Origin of the sequence: Winkia sp. UMB3158, assembly GCF_030217145.1 — a bacterium.
In the GTDB taxonomy this organism is placed as follows: Bacteria; Actinomycetota; Actinomycetes; order Actinomycetales; family Actinomycetaceae; genus Winkia; species Winkia anitrata.
In genome coordinates, this window is the sequence record NZ_JASONH010000010.1 from 16,681 (window position 1) to 40,690 (window position 24,010).

Sequence of the window (24,010 nt, forward strand, 5' to 3'; positions counted from 1 at the left end):
AACCATCATGGAGATTACCCATTATTCTATTCGCGCACTAATAACAAGCGGCCTGAAACAACCACGACTGCGCCCTCTGTGGATAGACTTTCCCGGCAAACCACGGCGCAAACACGCAACCTTGGGATGCGACTTCCGGCCTGGATAAGTGGCGCCCCCGACAGGACTCGAACCTGCAACCTCGGGATTAGAAGGCCCTTGCTCTATCCATTGAGCTACGGAGGCAACGCCCCCACTTTAGCGGCTTTGCCACAGAAATTACTACTCTGACTACCCCTACCCGGCGGGATAGGGATGTTATTTGGGGCACTACCGCCCTTCCACCCGGTCCCGCAGTTACAACCAGTGAGCAAAACGTAACCGAAAAGATCTAGTGTTAGATGTATGAGTAGTGAAAAAACTGTCCAGGGCACTCCCCTGGTGTGGATAGATTGCGAGATGACCGGCCTCGATTTGGACAAGGACTGCCTAATTGAGGTGGCGGTAATTGTTACCGATGCAAATCTAAAGATGCTCGATGCTGGCTTCGACATCTTGATCAAGCCACCACAGAGCGCGCTCGACAACATGAATGACTTCGTGCGCAACATGCACACCACTTCCGGTCTTCTGGAAGAGCTGGATGGTGGAGTCGACGTTGCCACTGCGCAACAGGCAGTGCTTGACTACATCAAGCGTTTCGTCCCTACCGCAGGTAAGGCACTCCTGGCAGGCAATTCCATTGGCACTGACAAGACTTTCCTAGCCAAGGAAATGCCCGAAGTAATCGACTACTTGCACTACCGAGTAATTGACGTATCGTCCGTGAAAGAGCTTGCCCGCAGGTGGTACCCACGCAGCTTCTTCCACGCTCCCGAGAAGCACGGTGGGCACCGAGCACTTGCCGACATCATCGAATCACTTCAGGAACTGCGCTATTACAAAGAGCTACTGTGGCCACACGACGATGGGCCGACCAGCGAGGAGTGCAAGCAGGTAGCGAAGGAAGCAGTAGAGCACACCAAGCAAGAAACCGAGGCGCTCGGAGACCCCGAGGTTCGCTGATCCCTATGGTGAGGTGAAACACGCCCTCAGTTTTTTGCTTCTTGGCACCAACATTGTGTAACATCTAATCCGTTGCCTGTTGGTGACAATGGTGGCTGTAGTTCAGCTGGTAGAGCACCTGGTTGTGGTCCAGGACGTCGCGGGTTCGAGTCCCGTCAGCCACCCCAGTCTGGCGGCTAGCGTAAGCTAGCCGCCTTTTTGTTTAACTGCTCAGCAAGGCCCGCCCCCTACTGCCCCTTACAACAATCACGCTGAACTGGACAAACTTGCCTAAGAGAAACGTTTGGAACTAAAGTTCGTGTAGTCGAACAATCTAACACGGGTATGCTAAATAATGTCTACAGCTACACTTGAAAAATCTGCCCCGGAAGCAACCGGGGCAAAAGCGCGAATGATTGCGCTCCTTGGCCCTGCATTCGTTGCCGCTGTTGCGTACGTCGACCCCGGCAACGTCGCAGCAAACATCACTGCCGGCGCAAAGTACGGCTACCTCCTGGTATGGGTACTGGTGCTAGCCAATGCGATGGCGGTTCTAGTTCAGTATCAGAGCGCAAAGCTCGGCCTAGTAACAGGAAAGTCCCTCCCCCAGCTACTCGGGGACCGCATGGCCAAACGGTCGCGCATTGCCTTCTGGCTACAAGCCGAGATCGTAGCTGCCGCTACCGACCTTGCTGAAGTTATTGGCGGGGCTATCGCCCTGAACTTGCTCTTCAATGTTTCGCTCCTGACAGGCGCAATCATCACCGGCTTCGTATCGATTCTGTTGCTGCTGGTACAAGGAGAAGATCGCCAACACATTTTTGAACGTGTGGTGCTCGGATTGCTCCTAGTTATCACCTTCGGATTCATGGCTGGCCTCGTGCTAGATCCGCCCTCTGCAAGCGGTACCCTAGGCGGCCTAGTTCCGCGCCTAAAGGGCACCGAGACAGTTCTGCTTGCCGCCTCCATGCTGGGCGCAACAGTAATGCCTCACGCCATCTACCTTCACTCCTCGCTGGTAAACCACCGTTTTGCAGATCGCTCACACAGCTTGAAGCGACTGCTGCGGGCCAGCAAGTTTGACGTTACTTGGGCACTAATTCTTGCCGGATTAGTAAATATTGGTCTTCTGCTACTTGCGGCCTCTTCCCTATTTGGCGTAAAAGGCACTGACACTATCGAGGGCGCACACGGAGCCATCGTTTCCCACCTTGGCAGTGGAATGGGAATCATCTTTGGCATTGGTCTTCTAGCCTCGGGGCTAGCGTCAACTTCCGTGGGTGCATACGCAGGGTCGGAAATTATGTTGGGACTGCTGCACGTCAAGGTCCCCTTGGTAGTGCGCAGACTAGTAACCCTAATTCCCGCACTAATTATCGTGGGGGCCGGCATGGACCCAACCCTCGCTCTCGTATGGAGCCAAGCGCTACTGAGCGTGGGCATTCCCTTCGCCATCATCCCTCTAATGCGTTACACCGCGAAGAAAGAGATCATGGGCGAATACGTTGATTCCACCGCAATCAAGGTAATCGGATTCATCATCACCGCGCTGATTGTCTGCCTGAACCTTGCTCTGCTCTACCTAACAGCAGCAGGTATCGAATAGGCCCTACACACAAAGGTGCTCCGCCACAGTTACTGTGGCGGAGCACCTTTTTACGTAAAATACGGGCGAGGCCCCGAGATCTTTACCAGAAAGCACGCATTGCAATACCGTCGGCAAAGGTGTCGAGCGCGCCCTCCGTGTCCTTCAAATAAAGGAGCGCATCCACTAGCGAAACTTCCATCACGTAGTAGCCGCCCTTGCCGTCCTCGACTAGGTCGATGCGGTTAAACAAGAACTGCTCGTCGCGTCCTAGGCGAGCCCTCACATGCGCGTGCAGCGCGGTACGGATCTCTTCGCCCCAATGCCACTCTCGTTCGGTACCGGTCTGGGACACAATCACCTCGTCATAGATCTCGTCGTCGCGAGTCTCGGCAGGATGCAGCATCGCCCTCTTCTTCACGGCGTGAGAAATGATCCCGTTGATGTAAACCAGAGACATTTCGCCATGCTCGTCTACCTCATCAATGTAGCGCTGCACCATCACGGTCTCGCCACTGGACAGAAGATCCATAGCCTGTGCAAGCGCCTTCTGCCTGTGCGAAACAGTATTGGCAGTGTAACGGCCCATGTCCCGACCGCCTGAGGAAACCGCCGGTTTGATCACGAAATCGCCGCTGGCAGGGAAACGAGAATGCACCTGGTGCTTAGTAAGCCCCATGCTGGGTTCAAGCCACGTAGTAGGAATTATGCGAAGCCCCAGCTTTTCCAGCTGCTGCAAGTAGTGCTTGTCCGAATTCCATTCCTGAATATCGGGGTGATTTAGCAACCTGGGTACGGAATGCGCCCACTGTAGATATTCCTTCCGCCTGCGCGGATAATCGCGTACCGAACGAGTAACCTGCGCAGCAGAATCCGACCAGTCCACCGACTTGTCGTCCCAGCACACTACATAAGGGTCCAAGCCGCGATCCGAGAGAGCATCAAGGAGCCCCTCGTCATCGCTTTGCAAGTTTGGAAATTCGGTACATGTCACCAAATTTAGCCGCGGTTTGCTCATTATTTCTATACCCCTTAACGCAGGCCCTGAGGGCGCTGTAAAGCTAGTTCGATTAGTTTGGTAATAAGGTCAGAGTAACTCATACCTGCCTCTTGCCATAGCAGCGGATACATAGAAAACGGCGTGAAACCGGGCATAGTGTTGATCTCGTTTACAGTGATCTGCCCTGTCTCAAGATCAGCGAAACAATCCACTCGGGCTAGTCCCTCGCACCCCATGGCATCAAAGGCCGCCACCGCAATGTCCTGAGCCTTCTTCATGAGCTCATCCGGCAGCGGCGCCGGGATGACCAGAGAAACAGCATCGTGATCGACGTACTTGGTCTTGTAGTCATAGAACTTCTGCTCGTTCTTGACCTCAATTTGCCCCAAAACCGATGCTTTCGGCTGTTCTCCGGCAGGAGCGCCCAACACCGCGCATTCCACTTCGATCCCCTTAGTCAACGCTTCGACGATGACACGCGGATCGTGCCTGCGTGCCTCCTCGATCGCTGCGGGAAGATCTTCTACGGCCGTAACCTTTGTGATCCCTAGCGATGAGCCAGCGCGAGCCGGCTTTACGTATACCGGCAGCCCTAAGGCCCCCAGCCGATAGAGGACTCCATCCTGATCACTGCGCCACTGATAGTCAGTTACCAGCTGCCAGCGGCCGGCCGGAATTCCCTGCTCGGTAAGGATAGTTTTGGTAGTCGGCTTGTCCATGCAAGCAGCAGAGGCGAGCACTCCACAGCCTACGTACGGCAGCCCCGCCATCTCGAGCATGCCCTGAATGGTGCCGTCTTCGCCATACGGTCCGTGCAGAAGAGGAAAAACCACATCGACATTTCCCAGATCTGCAGCTTCTACGATCTCGCCCTCTTCCAAAATGATTTCGAGGGCGCGCCCCTCGCCTGGAACGATGTCCATCCGCGACTTGTCTCCGGCGATAGTTGCCCCGCTGTCGCCCTCAAGCCGGTACAACGTCGGGTCGTCGGGCACATTTACCCACTTTCCCTCCGGAGTAATTCCGACCGTAAGGACGTCAAACTTAGAACGGTCGATGTTCTCGAGGACACCCGCTGCGGTAGAGCATGAGATTGAGTGCTCACCAGAGCGACCGCCAAATACAATCAGCACACGCGGTTTCATTTGGGAAGAGTTCACCGTTTTACGGTACCGCAGTTTTCCCCTTCTTCCCGTACAACTTGCCTTGCTAAACAAGTTTGATGTCTACACCGTCCATCTTGCGTGATCTACCCATCAGATATTCACCCATATCAGCTATGGAACCGCCTTCAAATACTACTTTCGCTACTGCTTCAGTGATAGGCATCTCTATTCCGCGAGCCCGCGCAATAGTGATCACCGCCTTTGCAGAACGGGCCCCTTCAACCACACCCGCCGAGACTTTGAAGGCTTGCTCCCGGGCCATTCCGGATCCCATGTTGAACCCAAAAGTAAAATTTCTAGACTTTGCTGACGAACAGGTAGCTACTAGATCTCCGACACCAGCCAGCCCGAGGAACGTTGCCTCATCTGCCCCCAGTGCTTTTCCAAAGCGAGCCATCTCTGCAAGCCCACGGGTGATCAGCATGGAGCGAGTATTTGTCTGATACCCCATTCCAGCAGCAGCCCCTACCGCCACCGCAATGACATTTTTGACTACTCCGCCGACTTCGGCGCCAATCACATCCGTCGAAAGATAAGGCCGAAACAGCGGCGTAGAAAAGAGCGGGCATACCTGCTGCGCCCGCGCCAAATCCGAACATGCTGCTACCGCGCCAGCCGGCTGCCCTTCTGCGATCTCGGCAGAAAGATTTGGTCCAGAGACCACCACGACCTGACTGCGATCAATCCGCAAAGCATCGGCTAACACGTCTGCCATAAAGAGGTTCGTTTCTGCTTCTAGCCCCTTAGACAAGGACACCACAGTAACGTCTTTTGGCAGTGCCAGTCTGCTAGCTACCTGACGTACCGCAGCCGATGGCAAAGCCATCACTAGGACGGATTGGCCTGTGAGCACCCGGTGCAAATCAGTGGAGGCAAAACAGCTTGAATCGAGTCCCTGAAAAGATCGGGAATTACGCGCCCAAACGCTGACTTTCGTACCCGCTTGCACCATCAGCGATGCAAATACTTTGCCCCAAGCGCCGGCCCCAATAATCGCAGCTTCTTTGCTTGTTCCCACGCCCGCCACGTTATCACCTGCCCGTTATTGCCTCAGCCACGCTAGTCAAAAGGCTTACGCAACCGCTGCCAAATAGACCGCTTCTTGTACGGACGCTTGGAACGAGATTTCTTAGTTGGTTCGAACGGCTGGGCCGGAGGTACTTCCCCGCGAATCTGAGCAACCCCCTGCGTTAGGGCTTTCATGATTCGTGCAGTCGCCTCTTTGACAGCCTCGTGATCTTCGACGCCTCGCTCGTACAGATCCTCTAGGTATACCGGTTCCATCGCCCTCATCGTGATCTTCGTCGGGGGATACAGCTTCCACTTCGACGACCGCTGCGGGAGCACTTCTAGGGCGCCCCACTGTGCGATAGGGATAACGGGAACATGCGTGCGCAGGGCGAGCCTTGCTGCCCCGGTTTTTCCCCTCATAGGCCAGAAATTCGGATCCTCGGTAAGTGTCCCCTCAGGGAAAATACCGACACATTCGCCAGCCAGCAAAGCCTTCTCAGCCCCTGCCAGGGCATCACCGGCCCTGTCGGAACCTCGGTATACGGGCACCTGCTTGCACTTCCGCATGATGGCTCCCAACACCGGAATGTCGAATAACTCAGCCTTTGCAAGCATCCTAGGCGGGATTCCGGCCTCACCTAGAAAATACATGAAAGTCAGCGCATCGAAATTAGTGGCATGGTTAGACACGGCAATGAAGCCACCTTCCGGCAGATGCTCTTGGCCAGCCCAATCCTTCTTAGTAATAGCCGCCACCGCAGTCTTGGCAACATTGAAACAGAATTTGTAGAAAGATCCGAACTCTCGCATGGGCCCTATTCTACAGGCGCTAGCACTTTCAATCTTTGCGACGCAGTGGCCACCTCAACGCTCCCTTGCCAAAGCGCATCGCCGTCGGCATACGCAACAATGGGGACCAACGGGGTAATTTTCGCCCACGCCAGCCGGGTCACCTCGTAGAATTCGTTTTCCTGTATCTTACCGGCGTTCGCCATGGAAACAGCCTGGAGGATCTTCCTTACGGACGGCGGCTTGCGGAACGTGACCAGTTCAAACATTCCATCGCCGAGGCTCCCCGAAGCAATCTTGATGCCACCGCCAATGACAGAAGTATTAGCGCAGGTAGCTAAATACGCGTGATGGCGATACCTCCGCCGCTGCCCAGTTTCATCGCGAAACTCAATTAGATACGGGAAGGGCTTGTATCGGAGCGCGGCTTGAAGAAGAGCCGACCGATACCCCAGTGCACCCGGAATTCTAGAAGCGTTAGCCGCGGCGTTAATCGCCGCATCTATACCTGTAGAAACCGCCCCTAAACAGTACTTAACTTGGCCACTTTGTCCTGTGACCCGCAGCATATCTACCTGCCGGGAACAGTATCCTTCAAACCCGGCAAACACTTCCCCCACATCCAAAGGCAGCCCCACCGAGCGGACAAAGTCGTTGCCGCTGCCCGCAGGAATAGGCAGCAATATCTTCTGCCATGCCGCAACCGTCGGGGCACAGGCAGCCACAAACCCGTCTCCGCCAATAGCTACAACCACGTCTATGTCCAGCGCGCAGGCATGCTCCACTACCTGGCTGACTTCCTTAGCCCACGAGACTTGCTGAGCCAGTAAGACGTTACCGCGCCTCGACAGTTCTTTGACTACCTGCCGGAGGCATCTAGCAGAGTGGCCCCTACCCGAACGGGTAGAGGCCAAAACAGCAAAAGACAGACTCACTGCACCAGTTCCACGTCAGCGTCCAGAGCCTCCAACTTAGAGATGAAATGCTCGTAACCACGCGAAATCATATTGATACCCCGCACATTGGAAGTGCCCTCAGCTGCAAGAGCAGCAATCAGATGCGAAAAGCCACCGCGCAGATCAGGTATTTCAATATCGGCCCCGTGGAGCGGGGTGGGACCCGAGATTACCGCCGAATGGAAGAAGTTCCGCTGCCCAAAGCGACACTCCAGACCGCCTAGACATTCGCGGTAAACCTGGATTGTTGCGCCCATTTCACGCAATGCAGAAGTGAAACCAAAACGGTTCTCGTAGACCGTCTCGTGAACAATTGACAACCCCTCAGCCTGAGTAAGCGCAACGACAAGCGGCTGTTGCCAATCGGTCATGAAGCCCGGATGCACGTTCGTCTCTAGGGCAATCGACTTTAGCGCGCCGCCCGGATGGTAGAAGCGGATGCCGTCCTCGTCCACCTCGAAAGCGCCGCCTACCTTGCGGAACACGTTCAGGAACGTCGTCATGTCCCCCTGGTGAGCGCCCTCGACAAAGATGTCTCCCTTTGTAGCCAGAGCGGCAGACGCCCAGGAAGCGGTCTCGATGCGATCAGGCAAAGAAGTGTGACTGTATCCGGTAAGGCGCTTCACGCCCTCAATCCTGATGGCGCGGTCGGTATCTACCGAAATAATGGCGCCCATCTTCTGGAGGACGTTGATCAAGTCAATGATCTCGGGTTCAACGGCTGCACCGCGCAGCTCGGTGATACCTTCCGCACGTACAGCGGTGAGTAGCGTCTGCTCTGTGGCTCCAACCGAGGGGTAGGGCAGCTCAATTACCGTGCCTTTCAGCCCATTCGGAGCACGCAGATGGATACCCGCCTCCATCTTGTCGACGATCGCTCCGAAGCCGCGAAGAATATTCAGGTGAAAATCGATCGGCCTGCCACCAATGTTGCAACCACCTAAGTCTGGGATAAAGGCCTCCCCCAACCTGTGCAACAGCGGTCCACAAAACAGAATTGGAATTCTGGACGAGCCGGCGTGAGCATCAATGTCGGCCACGTGAGCAGAATCGACATTTGTGGGATCCATCTTGAGGACACCACCAGCCTGGTCATAGTCAATCTTGACCCCGTGCAACTGCAGCAGGCCACTGACCACGTCCACGTCGCGAATCAGGGGAACAGAACGGAGTACCGAGGGCCCATCGCCTAGTAGAGCCGCAACCATGGCTTTGGGAACAAAGTTCTTAGCGCCACGGACTCGGATACGCCCCTTGAGGGGTTTCCCGCCGTTGACACGCAAAATTCCACCCATACTTCCTCCAATTAGATGCGGCAAAGACTATACGAGTTTATTCTACGTTTGGTCTAGCTGCTTCCACCTTCGCTGATGGCAAATGTTTAGCGGGTAAGGTCACTGGTTTGAAGCCTGGACGGGCAGCTTCGAAGGCATCAATTTCGCCCACATGTGCAAGCGTGATCGAGATGTCGTCCATCCCTTCCATGATGCGCCAACACGTGTAATCATCCAGTTCAAAATGACAAGAATAGTCGCCGGCGCGCACTGACCTGTCAGTGAGGTCCACGCTGATTTCCATACCGGGATGCGCCTCCAGGCGCTGCCAGACCTCTTCCAGATCCGAGGGCGAAATCACTCCGGCTACCAGCCCCTGTTTTCCGGCATTACCGCGAAATATGTCTGCAAACTTTGGCGATAACACCACTCGAAAGCCGTAGTCTTTGAGCGCCCACACCGCATGTTCGCGCGAGGACCCGGTTCCAAAATCAGGCCCTGCTACCAGCACGCTGCCCTGGGCATAGGCGGGATTGTTCAAAACAAAGTCAGGCCGATTCCGCCAGGAAGCAAAAAGGCCATCAGCAAAACCAGTCTTCGTTACTCTCTTTAGGAAAACTGCGGGGATGATCTGATCGGTATCCACGTTGGAGCGCCGCAGGGGCACTCCGATTCCGGTGTGCTTTATCAGCTTTTCCATTTCCCTCTCCTTACAGGTCTGCTGGCGATGACAGGGTGCCGCGCACGGCAGTAGCGGCTGCTACCAGCGGGGACACTAGGTGAGTACGCCCACCCTTGCCCTGTCTTCCTTCGAAGTTGCGATTTGAGGTCGAGGCCGACCTTTCTCCTTCACGCAGTTTGTCCGGGTTCATGCCGAGACACATAGAGCACCCTGCGTTGCGCCATTCGGCCCCGAAATCTTTGAAGATCTTGTCCAGCCCCTCCGCTTCTGCCTGCAGTCGCACCCGAGCCGATCCGGGGACGACTAGCATGCGCACACCGCTAGCTTTGTGGCGCCCTCGCACAATTTCGGCGGCAGCCCGTAGATCTTCGATACGACCGTTGGTGCACGAACCAAGAAACACCGTGTCAATTTTTATGTCACGCAGCGCCGTGCCTGGGGTGAGTCCCATGTACTGCACCGCTCTGCGGGCGCTGGCACGGGTAGTTTCATCGCAGAATGTTTCTGGATCCGGCACATACCCACTCAGAGGAGCCCCTTGTCCAGGGTTAGTGCCCCAGGTGACGAAAGGTTCCAATTCTTCCCCTTCCAGGACTATCTCGGCGTCGAAAATGGCATCCGGATCAGAGTGCAGCCCCCTCCAGTACTCAACGGCCTCATCCCACTGTTTACCTTCCGGAGCATGCGGACGTCCCTTCAGATACTCGAAGGTAACCTCGTCTGGCGCGATCATGCCGGCACGAGCGCCCGCTTCAATAGACATGTTGCAAACTGTCATGCGCCCTTCCATGGACAGCTCTTCGATCGCGCTCCCCCGATATTCGATGACGTAACCGGCTCCGCCACCGGTACCGATCTTGGCAATGACTGCCAAGATGATGTCTTTTGCTCCGGTCCCAGCCGGGAGGTGGCCATTAATTGTTACGGCCATTGTCTTGAACGGTTGCATTGGCAGCGTCTGCGTAGCCAGGACATGTTCCACTTGCGAGGTACCGATGCCAAACGCCAAGGCTCCAAACGCACCGTGAGTTGAGGTGTGCGAATCGCCGCAGACTACCGTCATGCCCGGTTGAGTAAGTCCTAATTGGGGCCCAACCACGTGGACGATTCCTTGGTCAGCATCTCCTAACTGGTGCAGCCTAATGCCAAATTCCTCGGCGTTATCGCGCAGTGTCTGCAGCTGCAGCCGCGAAGTCGGATCCGAAATGGGTAGGTCTATGTTCAGCGTCGGAGTGTTGTGGTCCTCCGTGGCAATCGTGAGATCTGGGCGGCGCACCGTTCTGCCAGCTTGCCTCAAACCGTCAAATGCTTGCGGCGAAGTCACTTCGTGGCACAGGTGCAGATCAATGTAAAGGAGGTCGGGGGCCCCATTTTCGCCATGGTAAACCACGTGGTCTTGCCAAACTTTTTCTGCCAAGGTTTTACCCATTTGCCTCACTCCTTTGCTGATTTCCGGTCCTTCACCAGGGGATTTCTGACCACGATACTTGCAATCTTGCTCACTGAGATGGCAATATCAGTCTATGGACAAAGCGAAAAATACCAGCGGCGTCGGTGTACTCGACAAAGCCGCGCTGGTACTTAGTGCCCTTGAATCAGGACCGGCTACCCTTGCCCAGTTGGTGTCGGCAACACATCTAGCTCGCCCCACAGCGCACAGACTCGCAGTGGCATTGGAATATCACCGCTTCGTGGCACGCGATATCCAAGGGCGATTCATCTTGGGACCCCGATTAGCAGAACTCTCCTCAGCCGCTGGCGAGGACAGACTCCTGGCGTCGGCAGCTCCCATTCTTAATGCTCTGCGCGATCACACTAAGGAATCCGCCCAGCTTTACCGCAGGCAGGGCGACCAACGAATTTGCGTTGCAGCCGCAGAACGCCCGGTAGGCCTGCGCGACTCCATCCCGGCAGGAGCTACTTTGTCCATGAAAGCCGGCTCAGCGGCTCAGATACTTTTGGCATGGGAAGAGCCAGACAGGCTGCACCGAGGACTTCACGGGGCATCTTTCACTGCGACCCAGCTGAGTCAAGTACGCAGGCGCGGCTGGGCACAATCAGTCGGCGAACGCGAAGCGGGAGTAGCTTCGGTCTCAGCTCCTGTCCGGGGCCCTTCGGGAAGGGTAATTGCAGCGGTCTCCATTTCGGGACCAATCGAGAGAATGGGACGCCAGCCAGGACGGATGCACGGCCCCGCCCTCGTCGCTGCCGGAAATAGGCTTTCAGAGTTCTTGCGCCGCGCCGAGGAACTGCACTCCCAGCATATGCGCGAGTCGTCGGGGCGATAGATCGCAGGCAGGCGGGGGCGGATCTAGGTAAAGTGGGCTTTATGCGTCGCACCCTACTTGTAACTAACGATTTCCCGCCTCGTCTTGGGGGCATCCAGACCTTCTTGCAGAACTACGCTAGTCGACTTCCTGCTGAAGACCTGGTGGTTTACGCGTCCTCATACAAGCGCAACGACCGCGGCGGCGAGTGCGCCAGCTACGACGCCACGGTTGGGTGGAAGACCTACAGGGATAAGACCAGCATGCTGCTACCAACGCCGCGGGTAGCACGGAAGATGGCCAAAATAATTCGCGACGAGGCCATTTCTACTGTCTGGTTCGGTGCCGCTGCGCCTTTGGGGCTGCTTGCGCAAACCGCGAAGGCCGCCGGCGCTAGCAACGTTGTTGTGACCACCCACGGCCACGAAATCGGATGGACACTAATTCCTGGTGCCCGCCAGCTGGTGAAGAAGATATTTGCTGACACTGATGCAGTTACATATATCTCTGACTACACCCTGCACAATCTGAAGCCGGCTATCGGCAACACTCCTGTAGTGCATCTTCCCGGGGGGATTGATACAGCAGAGTTCCGCCCTAACCCACAGGCGAGGGCCCAGCTGCGCCAACGGTATCAGCTCGGTGATAGGCCAGTAATTCTGTGTCTTTCGCGGCTTGTCCCCCGCAAGGGCCAAGACATGTTAATCAGGGCTATGGAGGGCATTACCAAACGTCACCCCGAGGCGCACCTGGTTATCACAGGATCTGGCCCTTACGAAAACCACCTGAAGGCAATGGCGAAGGCCTCGCCCGCTAGCGCTAACATCACGTTCACGGGAGCCATTCCTGCCGCCGAGTTAGCCGCCCATCACGCGATGGCAGATATCTTTGCTATGCCCGCTCGCACGCGGTGGGGAGGACTAGATGTGGAAGGTCTGGGCATCGTCTACCTAGAAGCCGGCGCCGCAGCTGTGCCTGTGATAGCCGGAGACAGCGGTGGCGCTCCAGAAACCGTGCTGCATGGACAGACTGGTTACGTAGTAAAAGGCACCGCAGTGGTAGATCTAGCAATGCGTATATGCCAGTTACTCGAGAACGACGACGCCCGTCGCCAGATGGGATGGAAAGGTCGCGAGTATGCCGAGAATTGGGCTTGGCCGCAACTGGTAAGCCGACTAACCGATGCGTTAGACGGCAATTTCTAAAAGATCAGCTCACCGGCCAGAGTAGCCACTGCCACTGCCGAAAGCAGCCCTGCAAATAGCAAGGTAAGGGTGGCCGGACGGACTTTTTGAGACAGTGGCCCGCCCACCAGTCCGCCTAGGGCGGAGGACACCGTGAATGCCACTACGACAGCCCAATCGACGCTCACCCCGGTGACCAACCGCGGGATTAGTCCCCCAAGGGAAGCGATCACCATGATGAGCAGCGATGTCCCAGAAGCCTTATGGATGGGGTAACCCAAACCCAGCATGAGCGCCGGTACTATTGCGAATCCGCCTCCAACGCCAAAGAAGCCTGTCAAGAGTCCAACTAAGCTGCCCAGTCCCACTACTGCTACGTAAGGATTAAGTCGGGGGGCAGCCGGGCTCCTCTGAGCTTGCTCGCCCTCAGATTTTGCCCTGCGGAACATTACCGCAGCAACAATGAAGAGCAAGATTGCAAAGGCAATCATCAGTGCTTTTGCTGGTACTAAGGCGTTGGCGTAGGTGCCAACAAAAGTTCCTGCCAAAGAGCAGCATCCGAAGATTAGTCCGCCCTTGTAGTTCACCTGCTTTTTCCGGGCTCGAAATACGAGTGATACTCCAGCCGTCACCCCTACAATGACCAGGGATTCAGCAGTTGCCGCATGCGGAGGTTGCGCCAGCAAATAGACCAGCACCGGCACCGAAAGGATGCCCCCACCCGCGCCTAGGGCTCCCACGACTATCCCTACAAGAAAACCGATCAGTAGGGCTAGCACAGACAACCTCCAGGATAGGGACCGCAAGAATCATATCGTTGCATCCGCGCCGCCGCAGCCGATCCGGGATAACGCATCGCAGTCACTGCAAAGAAAGGGCGCAGCCCCCATGAGCTGCGCCCTCCCTACTAACTAATCAGCGTCTGGATGCCGGTGCCTACCCCAGAAACCGTCCTCACTGAACAGCTTCTGCACAATCTGGTCGGTAAGCCCCAGATCAGCAATGACGTCTAGTACCGTGTATCGCGGCCTGATGTTCTGTGCCTTGTAGTGGGTTTCGACGAACCGGTCCCAGTCGATCTTGATCATCTCTGGGTGGTACGGCGCTCCCGCCTTCTTCAGCATCTGCCACACCTTGGAGGGCGAATACAACTGTTCCTTCGCCTTCTTAGATACCTCTGGCCAAACTTCCTTGATCTTTATTACGCGCTCGCGCAATTCATCGCCTTCCAGATGCTTTGCAAGCGTGTGCTTCACGGCGTCCTCAACGATGCGGTCTGTGTGCATCGAACGAACACGCTCTTCTACCTGCTCCGCGCTCGGAGCGTTCTGGACGATTTCGTCAACATCAAGATTTTCGATGTCAACATTCAGCAATTCTTCCCAGATAGCGCAGGAAGCAACGGTGCCGATGCCCACCTTCATGCCGTGAGATAGTGGCGGATCCCAGTCGGTTCCGTGTCCTTCCATCTCCCATACGTGCGAGAACTGGTGGCCCGCTCCAGATGCTGGCCGAGAAGACTGCGCCGCTTGCATCGCCAGACCGGAAATGATGTTGGCCTCTGCTAGCTTGGCAATCGATTCCAGCTCCCCCTGGGCAACCGCCTCAGGGTCTGCCAGAGCATCGCGCAAAGTCGACTGCGCTAGCGACCACACGTATTCGTCAATTGGTTCGATACCTAGGGCGTCGGCAACAATCCAGTCCGCTCCAGCGGGAATCTTCTCTATTAGATCGCCGTATCCAGTAGCAATAAGACGTTTCGGCGAATCCGCCATGGTCTGCAGATCGGCTACGAGTGCGGCCGGAGCTGGGCATGAGTGCGTCGACTTGAATCCATCCTTGGCAATGGAAGCGCCAAAGGCGGCATATCCGTCTACAGACGGCGCCGTGCAGACGTTCATGTACTCGCGCTTCAGTTCTCCGGAGGAGAGCTTTGCCAGGTCGTTCAACGTGCCGGAGGCGATGGAACAAACTACCGTCTCCTCGCCCAGAGGTCGAATAATCTCGCGTAGCTTTTCGACGTTTTCATAGCCTGCGTACAGAGTCGGCTTGCCGGGGAAGATATACGGCTCTGCCGCAAAGGGCACCCCTGCTTCACGAAGGGATTGCACCACCTGGTCACCACAGGCGCCGTAGGTATTCTGGTCAGCAACAACGAACACTTTCTTGCCCGGGAAATTCTTGGCAAATAGCTCGCCGGTCTTTTGGTTTACGTCTTCTCCGAAGGCGATATCCCTAGTCTCAGTTGCCGTCTTAAGGGCGGTCTCTATTAGTTCTGACACCATCTCTCCTAACTGATGTGGTCAACAGTCTTGTGGGTTAGTTCTGCCATTTGCGGCCATGCGTCCATGTACTGCTGCAAGTAGAACTGGTACTGCTCGTGCTTGTCTTTGTTCGGTTCAATGACTTCGGCCTCGTGAACCATGTTGCGTGCTGCGTCCGGCAATGACTGATACAGTCCGGCGCCAACCGCGGCAAGCATGCACGAACCGAGCACCACCGCATCGCCTACCTGTGTCAGAGTTGCGGGAATACCGGTCACGTCGGCATACATTTGCATCCACACCTTGGATTTGGTTGCCCCACCGCAATAAACGAGCTTGTCGGGCTTGAATCCGCCCTCTTCCATAACCTTTAGGTTGTGCGCGGTATCGTAAGCCACCGACTCCAAGATCGCGTGGTACAGGTGCTCCGGCGTGTGAGACAGCGAAAGCCCCCAGATCATGCCACGAGCGCGTGAGTCTGTGTACGGGGTGCGGTTGCCCTGGAAGTACTCATTGACGATAACTCCGTCTGATCCTGGCGGAATATCGGCGCAAGCTCGGTCCAGTACCTCATACGCGTTGAGACCAATTCTCTCCGTAGCATTTACGACGTCGCGAGCAAAGCCGTCCTTGAACCACTTCAGTACCGAGCCGGAAGATACCGAAGAGCCTTCCACTGTGTACTGCCCTTCGACGACGGCATCGGTGTAGGCGCCCATGAATCCCTTGCCATAGAGTGGTTTTGCGCTCTGCCCCGTCATTACCTGAGAGGAACCGGTAATAATGGCAAGCGAACCGGGTTCTACTGCGCCCAATCCGATCTGCCCATGCCAGGCATCGCCACCACCCTGTACCACGGGAATTCCCGGGGTAAGTCCAAGGTCAGACGCTGCAGATACCGACAGTCCCCCGATTGGATCGCCGAGGGCGGCAACGCGCTCTGGTAATTTCTCAAAAACGTCGCCTACCCCTAGCTTTTCGTAAAAGTCGACAGGCCAGCCGCCCTTGTCGGAGTTGTAGTACGAACGGATGGAGGCGGTGTTTTGGTTTACCGTCCATTCTCCGGTAAGTCTGAAGGTCAGCCAGTCCGGCGCATCAACTAGCCGGTAGGCACTGTTGTAATTGTCCGGCTCGTTTTCTTTGAGCCAGGCGGCTTTGAATGGATACCATTCTGCGGTTGCTGGCATAGTGCCACCGCCGTTATAAAGCTTTGCCCAATGGTCTATCTCGTCTGCACGGGCTGCCTGCTTTGTTGCCCGCACGTCCATCCACATGATCGCATCGCGCAACGCGTTGCCATCTTTGTCCATGGCTACGACTGTCATGGTGGTGGCGTCATAGGAGATGCCGGCAATATGCCGTGCGGGAATACCTGTCTTGTCGAAGACCCTGTGCACGGATGCTTGGAGAGCCTCCCACCAGTCGGTGGGCGATTGCTCTGCCCTGCCCGGAGAGGGGAAATTAGTCTTGTACGGAGTGCCTGCGAACCCTAGCGGGTTACCACGCAAATCAAATATTGCGGCACGGCACGATTCAGTGCCGAAATCAATTCCCAATAGGTATGGGCCTTCATAACCCGGAGCAACCACGTTGTTACCTTCCTTAGCTACTTTTGTTATTTCCAGTTGTCTTCAGTCCAGCCCAGATCATCCCACGTAGTCTGGGGAATTAGCCGGTCTGCGCGATCAATCAGGAATGTCGGCTGATCTTTCTTGTCGAGGGCGAGCGCTTCTTGCCAGGTAGAGTCCCCGGTTAAAGGCATGGCAGAGACCATGCCCGTGCGCACTGCCATCTGGATGTCAGTTCCTAGCCGGTCGCCTACCATGATGCAGTGTTTGGGATCTACGTCTAATCCCGCAATGGCCTCTACTAGCATCTCTGGGTTTGGCTTGCCGATCACCATCTCGCATTTTGTTTGGGTGCAAGCTTCGATTGCCGCAATGATCGCGGCGCAATCTGGTTCCCCCCGGCCACCTGGGAATGGGCAGTAACGGTCAGGGTTAGTGGCGATTAGTTTCGCTCGCTTATGGAACCAGATTGCGTCAAATGCGATTTGCAGTTTCCGATATTCGAATGTGCGGTCATAGGAGGCTATGACGAAGTCAATCTCGGCTGGATCCTCACTAATCTTGATCCCGGCCTTTTTGAAAGCCTTGATCAATGGTTCTTCAGCTATTGGGAACACCACCGCATCAGGGTGATGGTTCTTCAGCCACTTGGTCATAGTCACTACGGTGTTGGCTATATCTGAGATATCTGTAGGTAGTCCAAGCCGCTCAAGCTTTTCCACGTACTGGTGAGGATCCTTGGTGGGATTGTTTGACAAAAAGCGAACCGGAATATTCCTCCGGCGCAGTTCATTAATCATGCGCTCTACACCTGGAAGTAACTCATCACCAAGGTAGATTGTGCCGTCCATATCGAAGATGTAGGCATCGTAGAACTCCGTCGGGAAGGAAAGGGGTGCGCCCTCGTGCTCGCTCATGTGTCTCCTGTTCGAATATTCGGGTAGTACGCTCGTCAGCTATGCAAGTAACGAGCTCAGGCCAAGAACCAGGGTGGTGCAAGGCCAAATAGCAGCTGCTGGGGGGTCAATGTGCGTGTCGCCAGCGTCGTAAGAGAGCCGAGCCATTACCTCAGCAACAAATGCGGCGAGTACACCGAAGACGACACCTACCAGCAGGCAAATGAATGGGTTGTATCCGACCACGGGCAGGAACTTCACTGCTGCAAGAGCCCCGACGATCGTCATGTGGTGAGTTACCGGCATCTTGATCCCCATGGCTACGAGGAAAATGCATAGCGCCGAGATTGCGAAGGGAAGCCCTTGCGCATTAGCCATGATCACGTCTATTACTTCCGGCTTGGCATCGTAAACGTAGTGAATCATTGCCAGTACCGCACCGGCTCCGAGTAGACCGGAGAAGGCTCCGAGCGGTAGGTATTGGCTGGGCTTTTCCTGCCATTCCAGCCAGCGGCGATTCTCGCCTAGGTTCGATACCCATTCAAATGGAGACTTCTTGGAAAATAGGAGCCGCGCCAAAATACCCGAGCAGAAGACGGTGAAAGCAACCGAGTCAGTGTGAGTACCGAACCACGGGATCATTGCAACCAGCTTCTGGAAGATGTAACCGCCCAAACCGAACGCAGCACCGACCAGCAGCACGTCCGTCCTGCCGAGTCCTGCGAGTGGCTGGTTTACGTCCTTGCCGTATCCGGTCTTATCTAGTAGCCCCTTCTTCGAGGCGTAGGCAGAGGCAGCCACACCTCCGGCAAACGCTACGTGTGGGCCGAAGAGCGGCCCGAATGCCATGTATTCGAAGCCAATGGCAGAACCAGTCGCAAGAGCAATGGGGAAAGCGAAAAAGATCAACACTCCGGTGAATCCGAAAGCGTTGTTACCTCCGATTGCGGCTCCGAAAAAACCGCCGGCGATTGCTGCAATTGCACCAAAAATGGTTATATTTTCTACAAATTGTGCAGCTAAGTCTGGAGTCATTTGGTTACCTAACTTAGGGGCCCGTCCTCGTTGGCGGACCGATCGAGATTTATTGTGTGCGCCTTATTTCAGCTGGCATGCTGAGGCATCAGCATCGATGCCTCAGCATGCCAAGCTAGCGCTATTCGATATTAGCGTGTTTCAGGTGCCGTTTTAACATCCTGCAACAGTATCTTCGCCTGCATCTTTCTGATTGTCGTACTCGTCAATTGCAGCGACCTTCGGGGCAGAGTGCGAGGACGGATCGAATTCGTATCCCAACCATTCCTTGGCTAGCCTGCGAGCGAGCTCTAGACCAATTACTCGTTCGCCAAACGTCAGCACCTGGGCGTTGTTGGACATGATTAGCCGCTCTACCGAGAACGAATCATGAGCAACGGAAGCACGAATGCCGCGAACCTTATTTGCAGCCATCGCAACCCCCATACCGGTACCACACACGAATAGGCCACGATCTGCCTTGCCCGCGGCGATTAGGCGCGCCCCTTTTACCGCGACGTGAGGGTAATCTACGTCCTCGTCGCCGTTTACACCTACGTCGATTACTTCGTCTACTCGATCGTCTGCTTCCAGATCCTTCTTTAGTACGTCCTTGTAGTCCACTCCGGCGCTATCGGCAGCGACAACGATGCGTAGTCCCATTGAATCCTCCTTTGGATGTGGCGATAAGCACTACAACGGAACTGTATCAAATCCCCTGAGAAAAACACCAGATTTAGTGTGATTTTTTGAAAAGGGACTTCACCAGGCACATCAAGGGACGGGACTAACGTTCCGCCACTACCACTTTCGCCCCATTTTCCCGGAGCTGCGCGACCTTCTGAGCGGGAGCGTCAGCATCCACTACCACAGTGTCTACTTCACTTATGGAGCCAAATCTATGTAGGGCCCGCCGAGCAAACTTGGAGTGATCCAGCAAAAGTATCGTTTTTGCCGCGGCCTGCATCATCTTCGCCTTCACGGCCGCTACGTCCGCATAGGGGTGGAACAGTTGGTCTCCGCGAATACCAGAGGCCGAAATTAGACATAGATCCGCATCTACCTTTTCAAGGGCGGAGATGGTATGCGGCCCTAACGTAGCCTCTGCCCAGCTCTGATATTCGCCACCAAGGAAGAACAGGGAGTTCTTCGGACGCTCACGCAGCTCCTGAGCCACCAGCAGGGAGTTAGTGACCACAGACAGGCCACTTGTTTGTTCGAGCTGCCTAATAGCCCAAATAGCCGAGGTGGAATCGTCAATAATCACCGAGGCTGAAGCCGGGATGAGCGCGGCTGCAGCCTTACCCATCTGCTTCTTCTCTTCTACCCCCTGTGCCATGCGGTATTGCGCGGTGGCTTCGTGCAAGCCGGAAGCCGTAGCCCTTATCCGGCCATGTTCGCGGTGGACAATCCCCGCTTTCTCTAGCACTGATATGTCACGGTAGATAGTCATCACTGACACCCCGCAAGTATCGGCCAGCTCCTCAACCGATATATCTCCGTGCATAATCACATAGTTGGCGATCGTGTCACGCCGCGAAGACAAGTCCGGGGAAATGTTAGCCATATACTCCTCCGTGAAAAACAAATACTCCGCATAGGAGTTTACTAGTAATGGCGAAAAGAAAACCTACCCGCCCTGTCCGACGGCATAAAAAATGCTCACCGCGTGGTGAGCATTATTGGTACCCCCGACGGGATTTGAACCCGTGTTACCGCCGTGAGAGGGCGGTGTCCTAGGCCGCTAGACGACGGGGGCCTAAGACGACCACTAAGTGGTCGCTTCGCTGGGGTACCAGGACTCGAACCTAGAACGGATGAACCAGAATCACCTGTGTTGCCAATTACACCATACCCCAATACGGTGTTTCCAACGGTTTCCCGCGGCACTCCCAAAACTTTACACAACAGACCCAAGAAATCCAAACCAAAACAGTGTGCAGCTAATCACGAATTTATTTCCGCAGGTAAACAGCAGTTATCAGGGGTATTTTGCGGTAACGGCAATTTTTTCTTCGCTCCGCTAGTGCCAGCCGCCACCTTTCCACTATGTTGGATGTGGCCATTACTACAACAAGGAGACCACTGTGGGAGTAGAAAACACTGAACTAGAAGATTCGGTTACCCAGCTGAACAAGCTACAGGAAAAGCTTCGCTCCATCGCGAAGGACGCTCCTACCGGAGACGACCAAGTCGATCCTCTGACAGAAGTATTGGGAGGCGGGGATGAACACGTCTCTAAGCCAGCTGACTTTTCCGATGTAGACGAGCAGGACGACTGGCCAACAGACAACTAGACCAGCAGATAACTAAGAAAAAGAGGCGCTCCAAAGGGAGCGCCTCTTTTTCTACTTCACGATTATTACGTGCAAAGTACGCGGACCGTGGACTCCATCCACTCTAACGAGCTCAATGTCAGAGGTAGCAGATGGACCAGCGATCCAAGTTATTGGACGCTGGGGATGCTCCCCCAACAGGTCTACTGCTTGAGGTACCGTCGGAAACACATTCTTCGCTGCAACCAATACTACGTGCTTGTCTGGCACTAGGGTGATTGCGCGCCTTCCCTGGTCTTTGTCCCCATCGAGCAAAATGGTTCCGGTATGGGAAACAGCGCAACGCGAGGATGTAAGTACCGCAGCGACGTTACTAAGTTCCCTGTGGCTCAGCTGCGCGCCCGGCTTGTCTACCTTTACCTCGCCGCTAACCGCCGATAGCCAAGACGAATCTAGTCCCTCGGGAACAACCACTGTGGCATCGCCCTCTAGGGCCTTTCCAATTGCGGCAGAAACCTCGTCCTCGGTAACTACATCGACGATCGCATTGTAGTCTTCCAAAGCTTCGACGAAGGTTTCAATTACCGGCTGCGAGCCGGGCTCGTCTTCACCGGTACGCCGGTAGTCTCTGGGCACCTCGATCGGCTGGATCTGGCTAGTCTGCAGCGCTGCGCGGATGCGGCGCATGATCTCGGCTTTTGCAGCCTTATCTTTCTCTACGCGATTCACTGCTACTCCTCACCTTCCTGGGTTTCTTTCCACCAGCCTCTAAATGTCTGCTTAGGCGGTGCGGGCACATCGTGGATACGCGTCCACGAGGCTGCTACCGGAAGCGGGACGGCCCCAATTTTGCCGGATTTACCGCCAAGGAAACGTCCCATGGTAGCCAACTTGCCAGCCATCTCCATGTTCTTTCCAGAGGACATCACCTTCGACATAGCTTTCATCGACAGGTCCCAGCCATTCGGGATGGACTTCCGGTGCGCATCCTGATATTTCCGCCTATTTTCGACAATGATGCCAGGCAGATCAATGTGTACCGGACATGCTTCTGCGCAGGCGTTACATAGCGAACAGGCGAAGGGCAGGGTCGAATCGGGATCCGAGTGGTTGAATGCACTCTTGAGCTGCGGAGTGAGACAGATACCAATTGGGCCCGGATAGACCGAGTTGTAGGCGTGACCGCCAACCTGTTCGTACACGGGACAAATATTTAGACAGGCACCGCAGCGGATGCAGGACAGTGCTTCGTGAGCGACCTCGTCGGCTAGCACCTTGGTACGGCCGTTGTCCATAAGGATGACGTGCACTTCCTGCGGACCATCGTCGGGGCTGACCCCGGTCCACATTGAGGTGTAGGGGTTCATGCGCTCCCCAGTGGCCGACCTGGGAAGTAGCTGGCTAAATATTTCAGCATCTTGGAACGTAGGCACGATCTTTTCGATGCCTACGATCGAAATCAGAGTGTCGGGAAGGGTAAGGCACATCCTGCCGTTACCTTCGGATTCATAGACCGACAAGGTTCCCGTCTCGGCAATTGCCATGTTCGATCCGGACACGGCAAGGGTGGAAGAGAGGAATTTTTCGCGCAGGTGGGCGCGAGCGGCCATGGTAAGTTCGCGAGGCTCGGTAGAAATATCGGCCGGGATATTGTCCATCTTCTCTTTGAAGATTTCGCGCACTTCCGAACGGTTCCTGTGCAACGCAGGAACCACCACGTGGGAAGGCATATCTTCGCCTAGCTGAACGATCATTTCAGCGAGGTCGGTCTCCCATGCGGTAATGCCATTGGCTTCCAGGTATTCATTCAGGTTGATCTCTTGAGTGGCCATGGACTTGACCTTGACTATGTCGTCAAGTCCCTTCTGCTCAATGAGTTCCTTTACGATTTCACATGCTTCTTTGCCATCGCGGGCCCAGTGCACGATTCCGCCCCGGGCGGTGAAATTCTTTTCGAATTCCTCGAGCAGCTCCGGCAAATTCTCCTGCGTGTTCTGCTTTACTGCAGAAGCCGCTAGACGTAGTTGTTCCCAGTCAGGCATCTCGTCAACGCGAGTCTGCCGCTTGTTGCGGATAGCAGTAGTCGCGTGCCGAATATTGCGACGCAGCTGAGAGTTAGCAAGCTGCTTCTTCGCAGAATCCTCGAAGTAGTTTCCCCACCGAAGCGCATCTTCTGGGATCTCTGCACCCGGGCTCCAGTTGTGTTGGGGCTTGGCTTCTTCTTGCTTCTTCTTTTTCAGCATCTCTTGTAGCATTACGCACCAACCTTATTGGTAGTCGAGGGCGGGGTCCACGGGTCGTCAGCGGTTGGGGCTAGCACTTCAGCTAGGTGCATCACGCGCAGTCCCGACTGGTTGCGCGAGAGACCACCGCCAATATGCATCAGACAGGAGTAGTCACCGGCTACGAGCACCTCTGCTCCAGTAGCCATTGCGTTTGCCATCTTCTTCGAGAGCATCGCTGCCGAGACGTCGGGATTCTTGAGCGAGAAGGTACCACCGAAACCGCAGCAAGATTTTTCGTCTGGCAGACGAACGAATTCAAGGCCTTCTACATTTTGCAGAAGCTTGTAAGGTTTATCCCCCACCTTCGCAATGCGCAGGGAGTGGCAAGTCGGGTGGTAGGTAACCTTGTGCGGGAAGTAGGCACCCACGTCCTCGAGTCCTAGAACGTCTACTAACAGTTCAGACAGTTCGTAGGTGTGCGACGCAATCTGCTGCGCCTTCTTAGCGAGGGCGGAATCGTCTAGCGAGGACGCAACCGTCTGCTGTTGGTGCCTAAGAGAACCCGTGCAGGACCCCGACGGAACCACGATTGCATCCCATTCCCCGTCCAGGACGGGCTGGAAGGTCTTTACGTGGTTTCTGATTAGAGGCATCGCTTCGTTGTAGTAGCCAGTATTGATATGCATCTGGCCGCAGCACCCCTGTGACTCGGGGAAAATGACCTCGTGCCCTAGACGCTGAAGCAAATGCACTGTGGCCTGCGATGCTTGCGGAAACATAACATCCGAAATGCACGTGGCAAATAGTGCTATTTTCACCAGTTTTCCTTT

23 protein-coding genes and 4 tRNA genes are annotated in these 24,010 nt (G+C 55.4%); 6 read left to right on the forward strand and 21 right to left on the reverse strand.

The annotated features are described in order from the left end of the window. Nucleotides 1-149: 149 nt before the first annotated feature. Nucleotides 150-225: transfer RNA gene (locus tag QP400_RS09950), tRNA-Arg, on the reverse strand. 159 nt (nt 226-384) lie between these two features. On the opposite strand from QP400_RS09950, the gene orn reads away from it, so the two are divergent. The 3 genes from orn to QP400_RS09965 all read left to right on the forward strand — a co-directional run bounded on the left by orn (nt 385) and on the right by QP400_RS09965 (nt 2,629). Beyond that, complete coding sequence (orn, locus tag QP400_RS09955) at nt 385-1,044, forward strand: oligoribonuclease (protein ID WP_004804589.1); 660 nt, start codon at nt 385-387, stop codon at nt 1,042-1,044. Between the two features lie 91 nt (nt 1,045-1,135). Beyond that, nucleotides 1,136-1,211 (forward strand) — tRNA-His (locus QP400_RS09960). Nucleotides 1,212-1,378: 167 nt separating this feature from the next. Then, complete coding sequence (locus QP400_RS09965) at nt 1,379-2,629, forward strand: Nramp family divalent metal transporter (protein WP_004804588.1); 1,251 nt, start codon at nt 1,379-1,381, stop codon at nt 2,627-2,629. Nucleotides 2,630-2,711: 82 nt separating this feature from the next. On the opposite strand, the gene QP400_RS09970 is transcribed toward QP400_RS09965, so the two are convergent. The 8 genes from QP400_RS09970 to leuC all read right to left on the reverse strand — a co-directional run bounded on the left by QP400_RS09970 (nt 2,712) and on the right by leuC (nt 10,915). Next, a complete protein-coding gene (locus QP400_RS09970; RefSeq protein WP_004804586.1) occupies nt 2,712-3,626 on the reverse strand; it encodes an ATP-grasp domain-containing protein in 915 nt (304 codons plus the stop codon). A gap of 14 nt (nt 3,627-3,640) precedes the next feature. Then, nucleotides 3,641-4,753, reverse strand: a complete 1,113-nt coding sequence (locus QP400_RS09975; RefSeq protein ID WP_004804584.1) for a D-alanine--D-alanine ligase family protein — start codon at nt 4,751-4,753, stop codon at nt 3,641-3,643. Between the two features lie 64 nt (nt 4,754-4,817). After that, nucleotides 4,818-5,792: an NAD(P)H-dependent glycerol-3-phosphate dehydrogenase gene (locus tag QP400_RS09980; protein ID WP_040314697.1), complete on the reverse strand. Its 975-nt coding sequence runs from the start codon at nt 5,790-5,792 to the stop codon at nt 4,818-4,820. Nucleotides 5,793-5,833: 41 nt separating this feature from the next. Next, entirely contained in the window at nt 5,834-6,595 is a 762-nt protein-coding gene (locus QP400_RS09985; RefSeq protein WP_004804580.1) for a lysophospholipid acyltransferase family protein, read from the reverse strand. Nucleotides 6,596-6,600: 5 nt separating this feature from the next. Continuing rightward, nucleotides 6,601-7,509, reverse strand: coding sequence for a diacylglycerol/lipid kinase family protein (locus QP400_RS09990; protein ID WP_004804578.1), 909 nt, complete (start codon nt 7,507-7,509; stop codon nt 6,601-6,603). Continuing rightward, nucleotides 7,506-8,825: a UDP-N-acetylglucosamine 1-carboxyvinyltransferase gene (gene murA, locus QP400_RS09995; RefSeq protein ID WP_004804576.1), complete on the reverse strand. Its 1,320-nt coding sequence runs from the start codon at nt 8,823-8,825 to the stop codon at nt 7,506-7,508. Before murA ends, QP400_RS09990 begins: the two co-directional genes overlap by 4 nt. Nucleotides 8,826-8,862: 37 nt before the next feature. Continuing rightward, entirely contained in the window at nt 8,863-9,504 is a 642-nt protein-coding gene (leuD, locus tag QP400_RS10000) for a 3-isopropylmalate dehydratase small subunit (RefSeq protein ID WP_004804574.1), read from the reverse strand. A 10-nt stretch (nt 9,505-9,514) separates the two neighbouring features. Continuing rightward, nucleotides 9,515-10,915 (reverse strand): 3-isopropylmalate dehydratase large subunit, encoded by a 1,401-nt coding sequence (leuC, locus tag QP400_RS10005; protein WP_004804573.1) that lies wholly within the window; start codon nt 10,913-10,915, stop codon nt 9,515-9,517. A gap of 94 nt (nt 10,916-11,009) precedes the next feature. Between leuC and QP400_RS10010 the strand changes: the two genes are divergently transcribed. Then, on the forward strand, nt 11,010-11,774 hold the full coding sequence (locus QP400_RS10010) for an IclR family transcriptional regulator (RefSeq protein ID WP_004804571.1): 765 nt from the start codon (nt 11,010-11,012) through the stop codon (nt 11,772-11,774). Nucleotides 11,775-11,815: 41 nt separating this feature from the next. Continuing rightward, a complete protein-coding gene (locus QP400_RS10015) occupies nt 11,816-12,958 on the forward strand; it encodes a glycosyltransferase family 4 protein (protein WP_040314591.1) in 1,143 nt (380 codons plus the stop codon). Here QP400_RS10015 and QP400_RS10020 read toward each other — a convergent pair. The 9 genes from QP400_RS10020 to QP400_RS10060 all read right to left on the reverse strand — a co-directional run bounded on the left by QP400_RS10020 (nt 12,955) and on the right by QP400_RS10060 (nt 20,538). Beyond that, nucleotides 12,955-13,716 (reverse strand): sulfite exporter TauE/SafE family protein, encoded by a 762-nt coding sequence (locus QP400_RS10020; protein WP_004804568.1) that lies wholly within the window; start codon nt 13,714-13,716, stop codon nt 12,955-12,957. The genes QP400_RS10015 and QP400_RS10020 overlap by 4 nt on opposite strands. Before the next feature lie 132 nt (nt 13,717-13,848). Beyond that, nucleotides 13,849-15,222 carry a sn-glycerol-1-phosphate dehydrogenase gene (locus tag QP400_RS10025; RefSeq protein ID WP_040314586.1) on the reverse strand — a complete coding sequence of 458 codons (1,374 nt, stop codon included), beginning with the start codon at nt 15,220-15,222 and terminating at the stop codon, nt 13,849-13,851. 5 nt (nt 15,223-15,227) lie between these two features. Then, nucleotides 15,228-16,790, reverse strand: a complete 1,563-nt coding sequence (locus QP400_RS10030; RefSeq protein WP_004804564.1) for an FGGY-family carbohydrate kinase — start codon at nt 16,788-16,790, stop codon at nt 15,228-15,230. 26 nt (nt 16,791-16,816) lie between these two features. Further along, complete coding sequence (locus QP400_RS10035; protein WP_004804562.1) at nt 16,817-17,686, reverse strand: HAD-IIA family hydrolase; 870 nt, start codon at nt 17,684-17,686, stop codon at nt 16,817-16,819. Nucleotides 17,687-17,725: 39 nt separating this feature from the next. Next, complete coding sequence (locus tag QP400_RS10040; RefSeq protein WP_004804560.1) at nt 17,726-18,700, reverse strand: DUF7973 family transport facilitator; 975 nt, start codon at nt 18,698-18,700, stop codon at nt 17,726-17,728. A 153-nt stretch (nt 18,701-18,853) separates the two neighbouring features. Beyond that, entirely contained in the window at nt 18,854-19,342 is a 489-nt protein-coding gene (locus QP400_RS10045) for a ribose-5-phosphate isomerase (RefSeq protein ID WP_004804558.1), read from the reverse strand. 124 nt (nt 19,343-19,466) lie between these two features. Next, nucleotides 19,467-20,246 (reverse strand): DeoR/GlpR family DNA-binding transcription regulator, encoded by a 780-nt coding sequence (locus QP400_RS10050; protein WP_004804556.1) that lies wholly within the window; start codon nt 20,244-20,246, stop codon nt 19,467-19,469. Between the two features lie 116 nt (nt 20,247-20,362). Next, nucleotides 20,363-20,438, reverse strand: a tRNA-Glu gene (locus QP400_RS10055). A 28-nt stretch (nt 20,439-20,466) separates the two neighbouring features. Further along, nucleotides 20,467-20,538 (reverse strand) — tRNA-Gln (locus tag QP400_RS10060). 228 nt (nt 20,539-20,766) lie between these two features. Between QP400_RS10060 and QP400_RS10065 the strand changes: the two genes are divergently transcribed. Next, nucleotides 20,767-20,976 (forward strand): hypothetical protein, encoded by a 210-nt coding sequence (locus tag QP400_RS10065; RefSeq protein ID WP_004804554.1) that lies wholly within the window; start codon nt 20,767-20,769, stop codon nt 20,974-20,976. A gap of 51 nt (nt 20,977-21,027) precedes the next feature. Here QP400_RS10065 and QP400_RS10070 read toward each other — a convergent pair whose 3' ends face one another. From QP400_RS10070 to QP400_RS10080, 3 genes are read right to left on the reverse strand one after another with little or no spacing between them, the layout of a single operon-like run. Then, the gene (locus tag QP400_RS10070; protein ID WP_004804552.1) at nt 21,028-21,684 is read right to left on the reverse strand and encodes a LutC/YkgG family protein; all 657 of its coding nucleotides are present in this window, start codon (nt 21,682-21,684) and stop codon (nt 21,028-21,030) included. A gap of 2 nt (nt 21,685-21,686) precedes the next feature. Beyond that, the gene (locus QP400_RS10075) at nt 21,687-23,210 is read right to left on the reverse strand and encodes a LutB/LldF family L-lactate oxidation iron-sulfur protein (protein ID WP_053086190.1); all 1,524 of its coding nucleotides are present in this window, start codon (nt 23,208-23,210) and stop codon (nt 21,687-21,689) included. Further along, nucleotides 23,210-23,998, reverse strand: a complete 789-nt coding sequence (locus QP400_RS10080) for a (Fe-S)-binding protein (protein WP_004804549.1) — start codon at nt 23,996-23,998, stop codon at nt 23,210-23,212. The genes QP400_RS10075 and QP400_RS10080 overlap by 1 nt, the downstream gene beginning before the upstream one ends. Between the last annotated feature and the right edge of the window lie 12 nt (nt 23,999-24,010).